This is a genomic window from Pseudarthrobacter sp. PH31-O2, from assembly GCF_030063265.1.
Taxonomy (GTDB): Bacteria; Actinomycetota; Actinomycetes; order Actinomycetales; family Micrococcaceae; genus Arthrobacter.
The window spans coordinates 285,900-296,627 of sequence record NZ_JASIST010000003.1; the positions used below are offsets into that span (position 1 = coordinate 285,900).

Annotated in this window: 8 protein-coding genes; 7 read left to right on the forward strand and 1 reads right to left on the reverse strand. The window is 65.3% G+C overall.

Annotated features, from left to right (window positions below):
• Positions 1-148: 148 nt before the first annotated feature.
• The 7 genes from QMG72_RS07290 (at position 149) to QMG72_RS07320 (ending at position 9,918) form a co-directional block, all read left to right on the forward strand.
• Entirely contained in the window at positions 149-1,615 is a 1,467-nt protein-coding gene (locus QMG72_RS07290; RefSeq protein ID WP_226775574.1) for a CCA tRNA nucleotidyltransferase, read from the forward strand.
• Positions 1,616-2,200 (forward strand): histidine phosphatase family protein, encoded by a 585-nt coding sequence (locus QMG72_RS07295; protein WP_226775575.1) that lies wholly within the window; start codon positions 1,616-1,618, stop codon positions 2,198-2,200.
• Positions 2,201-2,850: 650 nt separating this feature from the next.
• Positions 2,851-3,084, forward strand: coding sequence for a hypothetical protein (locus tag QMG72_RS07300; protein WP_283480170.1), 234 nt, complete (start codon positions 2,851-2,853; stop codon positions 3,082-3,084).
• A 90-nt stretch (positions 3,085-3,174) separates the two neighbouring features.
• Entirely contained in the window at positions 3,175-4,644 is a 1,470-nt protein-coding gene (locus QMG72_RS07305; RefSeq protein WP_282360042.1) for a glycosyltransferase family 87 protein, read from the forward strand.
• Entirely contained in the window at positions 4,637-6,076 is a 1,440-nt protein-coding gene (locus QMG72_RS07310) for a phytoene desaturase family protein (protein WP_226775578.1), read from the forward strand. The genes QMG72_RS07305 and QMG72_RS07310 overlap by 8 nt, the downstream gene beginning before the upstream one ends.
• 127 nt (positions 6,077-6,203) lie before the next feature.
• Entirely contained in the window at positions 6,204-8,192 is a 1,989-nt protein-coding gene (locus QMG72_RS07315) for a penicillin-binding transpeptidase domain-containing protein (RefSeq protein WP_282360041.1), read from the forward strand.
• A 43-nt stretch (positions 8,193-8,235) separates the two neighbouring features.
• Positions 8,236-9,918 carry an ABC-F family ATP-binding cassette domain-containing protein gene (locus QMG72_RS07320; RefSeq protein WP_226775580.1) on the forward strand — a complete coding sequence of 561 codons (1,683 nt, stop codon included), beginning with the start codon at positions 8,236-8,238 and terminating at the stop codon, positions 9,916-9,918.
• 60 nt (positions 9,919-9,978) lie between these two features.
• Here QMG72_RS07320 and QMG72_RS07325 read toward each other — a convergent pair whose 3' ends face one another.
• Positions 9,979-10,671: a GntR family transcriptional regulator gene (locus QMG72_RS07325; protein WP_226775581.1), complete on the reverse strand. Its 693-nt coding sequence runs from the start codon at positions 10,669-10,671 to the stop codon at positions 9,979-9,981.
• Positions 10,672-10,728: the final 57 nt, after the last annotated feature.

Sequence of the window (10,728 nt, forward strand, 5' to 3'; positions counted from 1 at the left end):
TGCCCGCACTTGATGACCTGAACATGGCAGGAAAGTGGACGCCAGGGAAAGTCGGACGCTTGTTCCCGCTCCCTCTGGGGGCCAGCAGCCGGACTCGGAAGGCTTTCGGTGTGGTGCTGGCCGGGATTTCTGCCAAGCTTAAGAAACTATGGCGCACGCACATCACGAGATTTACCCGCACACCGTTGATTTCCAGGTAGACCCGGTGGTCCTGGAGCTCGGGCAACGGTTTGTCGACGCCGGCCACGAGCTCTCCTTGGTGGGCGGACCCGTTCGTGACCTTTTCCTGGGCCGGACTTCCCCCGATCTGGATTTCACCACCGACGCCACTCCGGACCAGACAGTTGCCCTCATCAAGAAATGGGCTGATAACTTCTGGGAGATCGGGCGGGCCTTCGGCACCATCGGGATGCGCAAGTCGGGCTTCCAGATCGAAATCACCACCTACCGCGCCGAAGCCTATGATCCCGATTCCCGCAAACCCGTCGTTGCGTTCGGAAAGTCGTTGACGGATGACCTGCTGCGCCGCGACTTCACGATCAACGCCATGGCACTGCGCCTACCGGCGCTGGAACTCGTGGATCCATTCGGCGGAGTACGCGACCTGCAGGCGCTAATCCTCGCCACCCCGGGCGCGCCGGAAAGTTCCTTCTCCGATGATCCGCTGCGCATGATGCGTGCTGCCCGTTTTGCCGCGCAGCTGGGAATCACTGTGCACGGGGATGTCCGCGCCGCCATGTCCCGGATGGCAGAACGAATCACCATGATCTCGGCCGAACGCGTTCGCGATGAACTGGTCAAACTCATTTGCGCCCCGCACCCCCGGTCCGGAGTGGACCTGCTCGTGGACACGGGACTGGCCGGCTTTGTCCTTCCTGAGGTCTCGGCCCTGCGGCTGGAGGCGGATGAACACCACCGGCACAAGGACGTCTACCAGCACTCGCTCCAGGTCCTCGAGCAGGCGGCTGCACTTGAAACCGCCAGCGACGGCGCCGTGCCGGGTCCGGACTTTGTGCTGCGGTTCGCCGCGTTGATGCACGACGCCGGCAAGCCGGCCACGCGCCGTTTCGAAGCGGGCGGCGCCGTGAGCTTCCGCCACCACGACATGGTCGGGTCCAAACTAACGTCAAAACGAATGAAGGCGCTGCGCTTCGACAACGACACCACAAAAGCTGTGGCCAAGCTGGTGGAACTGCACATGCGCTTCTACGGCTACGGCGATGCCGGCTGGAGCGATTCCGCCGTCCGACGCTATGTCACCGACGCCGGTCCGCTCCTGGAGCGGTTGCACCGGCTCACCCGCTCGGATGTGACCACCCGCAACCAGCGCAAGGCCGAACGGCTTTCCTTCGCCTACGACGACCTTGAGGCACGGATTGCGGCGCTGCGCGAGCAGGAATCCCTCGAGGCCGTCCGCCCGGACCTGGACGGCGGCCGGATCATGGAAATCCTGGGACTCAAGCCGGGACCCGTCGTCGGCCGGGCCTACAATTTCCTCCTGGAGGAACGGATGGAGCACGGGCCGCTGGATGCCGATGTGGCCGAGGCCAAACTTCACCAATGGTGGGCAGCCCAGCCCGAGTCCGCCCTCCCACTTTCAACCGAGGAGTCCTAAGTGATTGCACCCTCCAACAGTCCCCGTCCGCAGCTGTGGATCCTCCGGCACGGCGAAACCGAGTGGTCCAAGAGTGGCCAATACACCGGCCTCACCGACGTGCCGCTCACAGTGGAGGGCGAGCAGCAGTCCGTTGAGGCCCGCAAGGTACTCGACGCCGTCGACTTTGACCTGGTGCTGACTTCACCGCTTCGCCGGGCCCGGCGTACCGCGGAACTGGCTGGATTTCCCGACGCGCAACTGGAACCCCTCGCGGTCGAATGGGACTACGGCGATTACGAGGGCATCAGCTCGGACCTCATCCGCAAGGACAACCCGGAGTACCTGATCTGGACCCACGACGTGCCCAACGGCGAATCGCTGGATGACGTTGCCGCGCGCGCAGACAAGATCGTGGCCCGGGTGCTGGAATCCGGCCTGGATAATGTGTTGATCGTGGCCCACGGACACTTCTCCCGGATCCTCACCGCGCGGTGGTTGGGGCTCGATGCGCACGAAGGACGCCACTTCGTCTTGGGAACCGCCAAAGTCTGCACACTCGGTTGGGATAAAAAGACGCCGGCAGTGGTCCGCTGGGGCCTATAAATACTGTTTATAAAACAACTCCAAGAAAGTTAATGAATTCACTGGTCAAACGCTGGATTCATAGTGTAATTTTAATTCTGACTCAAAGGCTTCCTGCCGGGGTCAAGGCGCAGGTCGCCCGGCCGATCAGCCGGAGCCACGGCACAACAGAAAAGGAGGTTGGGAGAAATGATTACTTTGACTAGCGGACGGATGTACCTCGTCACTGCCCCCCCGGCCTCTGTCGCTGAGCCGCGCCCGAATTTTGGCCCGACTGTCTCCTGAATTTTCTGCTCGCGGCCTAGTTTTTTGTAACTGGGCCCCCAGCCGGGATAACACCGCCACCGCCCGTCCCTGCGGTGGCGTGACAACGGACCAAACCGGACGGAACCACGTGGTTTCGCAGCATCCCTAAAGTTCGGAACCCAGCTTCTTGTTGGGGTTGCCGCTTTCCGCGCCCAGGAGCCACTTTTTCGCTTTAGCGAAATTCCTTAAAGAGCCTCGGCTTTTCCGTGCCCCATTAAGGCCCTTTCTTCCTTATTTAACAGAGGCCTTAATTGTCATGCCCAATTACTCCCTATTCCAGTAGCACCAATGAAAGGTCCATCGTGACTATCGCCAGTACCACTCCCCGGCCGCGCGGCGCGAACCACCGGAAGGAGGTGACCGCCATGAAGAAGAAACTCCAGAGACTACTGCAGCTGAGCCTCAACCCTGGCCCACGGCGAAAGACGCAGTTCAACGGCCCGCTCCTGGACCAGAAGCGGGAAGATGTCTTTCTTACAATGCACCGGATCGGGTTCATCCGCTGGGGCAGGTTCGCGCCATCGAAGGAGGACCTGGTGCCTGACAACGGAACTGATCCGCAAGGAGCCCACGCGGCGACGCGTGGGCTCCCCCGTTAACTGCCCGTTCAGGAAACACCGGCGCCATTCCCGCGGGCACCGGCCCTGCCCGGCGCGGTCAGGCGCCTCCACCCCGGTATGCTCAGGGACATGCAGGAGACTAAGCCGCCGGAGCACCGCAGACGTGTCCGGCTGGTTATCCCCAGCCGCAGCGATGCCCTGCTAAGGAACTTCACGGAGCTGGTCGGCGGACCGATGGGCCGCCGCTGCGCCCCCGGCGTCATTTCCCCCGGATTTTTTACCGTCGAACGCGTCCTGATCATGCTGACCGTCCTGGCAGCCGTGCTCGGCATCCTCATCAAGTCCTACTGCCGCACCAGCGGCTGGGAAACCCCTGGTCAGTTCTACGCGACCTGCTATTCGGACTTCCCTGAGCTGTTCAAGAACCGCGGGCTGGGAGACGGTGCCTTTCCCTTCATCACCCCAGGGACTTTTTTCGAATACCCCGTCCTGATGGGATTCATCGCCGGCAGCACCGCCGTGCTGGTACCCGGCGGGGGCGTTTCTGCGGCCCGGATTCTTGCCTACTTTGACATCAATGCCACCCTGATCGCCGCCGTCTGGATCATTACGGTGCTCGCCACGGCACGGATGGCCCGCCGACGGCGGTGGGACGCGGCCATGGTGGCGGTGGCTCCCGGTATTATCCTGGCCGGAACCATTAACTGGGACATGTGGGCGGTTGGGCTGCTGGCTCTGGGCATGTATTGCTTCTCCCGGAACAAGCTCGTGCTGGCCGGGATCTTCATCGGACTGGGCACCGCAACCAAGCTCTACCCGCTGCTGATCCTGGGGGCGGTCCTGCTCCTGGCGCTGCGCACGGGCAAGGTACGGGCGATCCTGGTGACTGCCGGCGCCGGCGCTGCCGCGTGGCTGGCAGTCAATGTTCCGGTCGCCGCCGCTAACACGGAGGGTTGGCGATACTTCTACCAGTTCACCGAGGACCGGCCTGCCGGCTACAGCTCGCCCTGGTTTGCCTACAACCTCGTCGCCGGCCGCCTCGGATGGCAACCCCTGCAGGCAGAGGCGATCAACACCCTCGCCCTGAACCTGTTTGTGCTCGCCTGTGTGCTGATCGCGGTGCTGGCCCTTGCAGCGTCCAGGCGTCCCCGGCTCGCGCAATTGGCGTTCCTGATTGTTGCCGCGTTTATCCTGACCAACAAGGTGTACTCACCCCAGTTCGTCATCTGGCTCATCCCGCTGCTGGCCCTGGCCCGGCCGAGGTGGCGGGACTTCCTGATCTGGCAGACCGTCGAGGGCCTGCATTGGGCGGCAGTCTGGATGTATCTCGGACAGGTGACGAGCGGTGGGGTCTCCCAGCACAATATTGATATGCCCTACTACGTCCTCGCGGTGGCCTTCCATATGATCGCCATTGGCTACCTGATGGTGCGGGTGGCGTGGGACATCTGGGACCCCGGCTATGACGTGGTCCGCCGCCAAGGCATGGATGACCCGCAGGGCGGCCCGTTCGACGGCGCGCCGGACAGGTTGCGGGTGGACCTGTTCCACCCCACTAAATCCGTTCTGCCCTGGCGTAAGGAATCAGCGGATGCCTGATGTCGCAGTTGTGGGATCAGGACCGAACGGGCTTGCCGCGGCCGTGACCTTGGCCCGCGCCGGACTGAAGGTGCACGTTTACGAGGCGGCGCCGACACTGGGCGGCGGCCTGCGCACCGGGGAACTGATGGAGCCCGGCCACTTTCATGATGTCTGCTCGGCAGTACACCCGATGGCCTTGGCCTCGCCTTTCTTCCGGCAGTTCGAGCTGTCCCGCCGGATCCGGCTGGAGGTTCCCGACGTTTCGTACGGGACACCTCTCGACGGCGGCCAGGCGGCCCTTGCGTACCGCTCACTCGAGCGCACCGCTGCCGGCCTGGGCCGCGACGGCGTGGCTTTCGCGCGGCTCATGGCCCCGTTGGTGGACCGTGCCGATGGCGTTACGGACCTGGCCTTGAACCAGCTTCTGCGCCTGCCCAAGGACCCGATGGCGGCGGCCCTGTTCGGTGCCCGGGTGCTGGAACAGGGCTCGCCGCTCTGGCGGGCACGGTTCCGGGAGGAGCTGGCACCGGCGCTGTTGACCGGCGTCGCGGCGCACGCAGTGTCTAAGCTGCCGGCCCCGGCGGCGGCCGCAGCCGGCCTTATGCTGGCGACGCTGGCCCACACGGGGGGCTGGCCCGTTCCGATAGGCGGATCCGCGGCAATCGCCCAGGCCATGGTGGCGGACATCAAAGCGCACGGCGGAGATGTGGAAACAGCTGCCAGGATCGGGTCCCTGGCGGAGCTTCCACCGGTCCGGGCGACGTTACTGGACGTGGCACCGCCGGGGCTGCTGGCTCTGGCGGACGGACGGCTCCCGGAACGGTACCGGCGCGCCCTGGAGTCGTTCCGGTTCGGCGACGCGGCCTGCAAGGTCGACTTCATCCTGTCCGGACCCGTCCCTTGGGCCGCGCCCGAACTGGCCGATGCCGGCACTGTCCACGTCGGAGGCACCCGGGCGGAGATGGCCGAAGCCGAAAACCTTGTCGCCGCGGGCCGGCATCCGGACCGGCCCTACGTCCTGGTCTCGCAGCCATCACGCTTTGACGCCGGCCGGGCACCCGCCGGCCGGCACATCCTGTGGAGCTATTGCCACGTGCCGGCAGGTTCCACAGTGGACATGGCCGAAGCCGTAACAGCCCAGCTGGAGCGCTTCGCCCCCGGATTCCGCGACCTCGTCCGCAGCCGCCACGTCACGACGGCGGCCGGCCTGGCAGGGTATAACGAGAACTATGTCGGCGGTGACTTCAGTGCCGGAATGATGGACCTCCGCGGGATCATCAGGCGGCCCGTCCTGGGCACCGCACCCTGGCGCACGCCGCTGCCGGGCGTGTACCTGTGTTCGTCCTCCACACCTCCGGGTCCCGGGGTGACCGGGATGCCGGGGTACCATGCTGCTAAATATGCCTTGAAGGACATATTCGGGCTCACGCTGCCTTCGCTCGCACTTTAGGCGTCACCCTCCAAGAGCCCGGCACAGGCCGGCCCAGGGTCCGCCGGCCTCCCGCTCCGGAACCCCTGATCGCCGGCAAGGACCATGTGACACGAGATTCTTCCGCTGGCCGGTGCATAATGGCGCGATGGGGAAATCATCAAAACTTTCACTTGCCCTGGTGGGGCTCATACTTGGCGGCTCGTTGGTGGGCTGCTCCGATGGCCGCGCCGGCGCGCAGGATGCGGCGAAACAGCTTGCTTCCGCTGTCGCGGCGCTCGACGTCGCGGCAGTGCCGTTCGAAGGCAAAGACTCCGGAGCGGCCAACGAACAGCTAAAAGAGGTGTTCAAGGCGCTGGATCCGGCCAAGCCTTCAGTCGTGACCGGCGAGCTGAAACTGGACAAGGACACCGCTACGATCCCGCTGGACTACAGCTGGAAGATCGGCACCGGCGAGTGGAAATACACCACCTTCGCCCAGCTCAAGAAATCGGGCGACAAGTGGCTCACCGTCTGGAACCCGGCGTCGCTGGTGCCCGAACTGGCAGACGGCGAAGTCCTCGGCACCATGTCCCAGTCGCCGGCGCGGGCTGACATCCTGGGTGCTGGGGACGCCAAGCTGGTTACCTACCGGCCGGTGGTGAACGTCGGCATCGACAAGCCCCGGCTGGGGACCGCCGATCCCGCAGCTTCCGCCACCCGGCTCGCCCAACTGGTGGGAGTCGACCCCGCCGCCTATTCCCAACAGGTCGCCGCGGCCGGTGCGGAAGCCTTCGTCCCGGCCATTACCCTGCGCCAGGACGGCCAGAGCATCACTGACGATCAAATTGCCGCGATTCCCGGGGCCCGGGCGATCGCTGACTCCCTTCCGCTGGCACCGACCCGAACATTCGCCCGCGCACTTCTGGGCACCGTGGCCGAGGCCAACGCCGAACAAATTGAAAAGTCCGGCGGGGCACTCAAAGCCGGCGACACCACGGGAACCGGCGGACTGCAGCAGCAGTACGATGCCCAACTCCGCGGCACCGACGGCATCCAGGTCTTCGCGGAAAAAGCCGGCCTCTCCGCCGAAGAACGGCAAGGGCTGCTGAACGGCGGACGCCGGGGCTTGTTCCAGGTGGAGATCACGCCGGGGACGGCGCTGAAGACCACGCTGGACCCGGCCCTGCAACAACTGGCCGAGGATGTTCTGGGCAAGGTCGCACCGGCGTCGGCCATCGTGGCGCTGCGGCCCTCCAGCGGCGCGGTGCTTGCCGCCGCTTCAGGCCCGGGAAGCAACGGCTACGACACTGCCATGCTGGGCCAGTACGCCCCCGGTTCCATCTTCAAAATCGTGGATTCCCTCGCCATGATCCGCAACGGTATAACTCCCGATTCGATCGTTGAGTGCCCCGCAACATTGTCCGTCGACGGCCGTACCTTCAAAAATGCCGAAGGCTATCCGGCGGCTTCCCTGGGTTCCGTGACCCTGCGGGACGCTTTTGCGCACTCCTGCAACACGGCCTTTATCAATGCCCGCGATACTGTCAGCCAGGCCCAGCAGGAATCCGCGGCCACCTCCTTGGGCGTGGCCGTGGAAGCTCCCGGTCTTGGAGCCGCCGCGTTCCTTGGCTCCGTCCCCGGGACCGCCGAAGGCACCGAGCACGCCGCGTCGATGATCGGCCAGGGCAAGGTGCTGATGTCTCCGCTGTCAGCGGCCATTATGGCCGGATCCGTCGCCAAGGGCGCCCCCGTTACCCCGCAGCTCGTGCTGAATCCCAACGCCGGCGACGATTCCACCCGGGCGGGTGCGACGGCCGAGCCGACGACGACATCGGCTGGCCCGGCGTCGTCAGCTCCGGCTCCGGCGAAAACCGCGGGGACGCCGGTGACCGCGGCCGAGGCCGCCTTGCTCTCGGACATGATGCGGGCCGTCGTGACCTCCGGACATGCAGGCTTCCTCGCATCCGTTCCCGGAGCGCCGGTGGGCGCCAAGACCGGGACCGCAGAGTTCGGCAAGGACGATCCACCCAAGACCCACGCCTGGATCGTGGCGGTGCACGGCGACCTTGCTGTTGCTGTCTTCGTCGAGGACGGCGGACTCGGCGCCACGACCTCCGGCCCGCTCCTGAAGGAGTTCCTTACCGCTGCGGGCTAGGGGCGCCCCCGGCGGCGCGTGTGTGCCGTGGGAGGATGGAAGGGTGGCTCATATTGACGTTTCCAACATCGATTACTTCCTCTCCGACGGCACACAGCTGCTCAACGGTGTGACCTTCAAGGTTCCGGACGGCACTAAAACTGCTCTGATCGGACCCAACGGAACCGGCAAAACAACGCTGTTCAGGATCATCTCCGGAGACCTTGTCCCGGACGAAGGTGTGGTCGGGCGCTCCGGCAACATGGGAATTATGCGGCAGTTCGTGGGTCAGGTCCGGGATGATTCAACCGTCCGTGACCTTCTGGTCTCCGCCGCGCCTCCCGCCCTGGCAGCCGCCGCCCGCACCGTCGACGAGGCCGAACTGGCGATGATGGAGCACGACGACGAGCCCACCCAGATGAAGTATGCCCAAGCCATTGTGGACTGGGGCGACGCCGGCGGGTACGACGTCGAAACGGTCTGGGACGAGGTCTGTATGGCTGCCCTGGGGCTCCCCTTTGACCGGGCGCAGCACCGGCCCGCGTCCAGCCTCTCCGGCGGTGAACAGAAGCGCCTGGTGCTGGAGGCACTCTTCGCCGGCCCGGACCAGTTGCTGCTGCTGGATGAACCGGACAACTACCTTGACGTTCCCGGTAAGCGCTGGCTCGAGGCGAAGCTCAACGAATCGAAAAAGACAGTCCTATTCATCAGCCACGACCGTGAGTTGCTCAACAATGCAGCGGGCCGCATCGTTACCCTTGAACCGGGTATTAACGGTGCCGGGGCCTGGATCCACGGCGGCGGGTTCGGGACCTACGTGGAGGCCCGAGCGGACCGGAACGCGCGCTTCGAGGAGCTCCGGAAGCGCTGGGACGAGGAGCACGTGAAGCTCAAGGAACTTGTCAACATGTACAAGAACAAGGCCGCGTTCCGCTCGGACATGGCCAACCGCTACCACGCCGCCCAGACCAGGCTGGCGAAGTTCCTCGAAGCCGGCCCGCCCGAGGCGCTGCCGATCGAGCAGAACGTGCAGATGCGGCTCAAGGGCGGGCGCACCGCTAAGCGCGCCGTCGTCGCCGAGAAACTGGGCCTCACCGGTTTGATGAAGCCGTTCTCGACCGAAGTGTGGTTCGGCGACCGAGTCGGCGTCCTGGGTTCCAACGGCTCCGGCAAGAGCCATTTCCTGCGTCTGCTGGCCACCGGCGGTACCGACCCGGAGCGGGAGCACCTGCCGGTTTCCGACGTTGACATCGCCGAAGTGCCGCACGACGGAACGGTGAAGCTGGGCGCCCGCATCCGGCCCGGTTTCTTCGCCCAGACGCACGTCCGCCCGGACCTGCTGGGCAAGACCCTGCTCGAAATCCTGCACCGCGGAGACGAGCACCGCTCCGGGATGGGGCGCGAAGCCGCCGCCGGTGCACTCGACGGATACGGCCTGGCCCCGCAGTCGGAACAGAAGTATGAATCCCTCTCCGGCGGCCAGCAGGCCCGCTTCCAGATCCTGCTGCTGCAGCTCTCCGGCGCCACATTGCTGCTGCTGGACGAACCTACGGACAACCTGGACCTGCATTCGGCCGAAGCGCTGGAACGCGCCATCAACCACTTCGAAGGCACCGTCCTGGCGGTGACGCACGACCGCTGGTTCGCACGGACCTTCGACCGCTTCCTGGTCTTTGGCTCCGACGGCAAGGTCTACGAATCGGCCGAGCCCGTCTGGGACGAAAAGCGCGTCGAGCGCGCCCGCTAGCCACAAGCCCGCGGACGGAGTTCCTCGACGCGCCTTCCCTTGCTGCAGGTTTTGCGCCAACTACTCCGTAAACAGCCCGGACGGCTGTGCAGCCTCCGGGCCGGCGGTTCCTCCCATGGCAGCGACCAGCCGCTCACGGGCGCGCCCCAAGTGTTCGTCGAGGAGGACGGCGGCAGCCTCGCCCTGTCCGGCCCCGATCAGCTCGAGGATCCTCTGGTGTTCGGCCTGGATCAGCGCGGTGTCCAGGAGGTGGAGGGACTGAATCCGGACCATGCACAGCCGCACCTCACCCACGAGCGAGCGGTACATCCGGCTGATGCGTTCGTTGCCCACGGCGTCGATCAGGCTGGTGTGGAACCGCATGTCCGGTTCGACGACGTCGAGCGGAGCGCCGGTCTGAACCGCCGCGATGTCGCGGTTGGCCTGCACCGCCGCGGCCGGAACCTCCCGCGCGGTTGCGAGCCGGCGCAGCACTTCGCTTTCCAGATACGCGCGGGCGAGATAGATGTCCCGCACGGAATCCGGGCCGAGTTCGACCACCCGGGCGGTTTTGTGGGTCCCGCGGTCCAGCAGCCCCTCGCCGACCAGCTTCTCGATTGAGGCCTTCGCCGTCGGCCGCGCCACGTCGTAGGAGGAGGCGACCTCCGACTCCGTCAGGGCGTCCCCGGAGCCAAGCGCACCGGCAAAGATCCGGTTTCGCAGATCCGAGGCGACCGCGTCCACGATCGAGACTGCTGCAATTCGGCCAGGCACCGGAGCTCCCATTCCGCCAAGAGTTTCTTGATTCAGTCCCAATCTTGCCAGACAAGA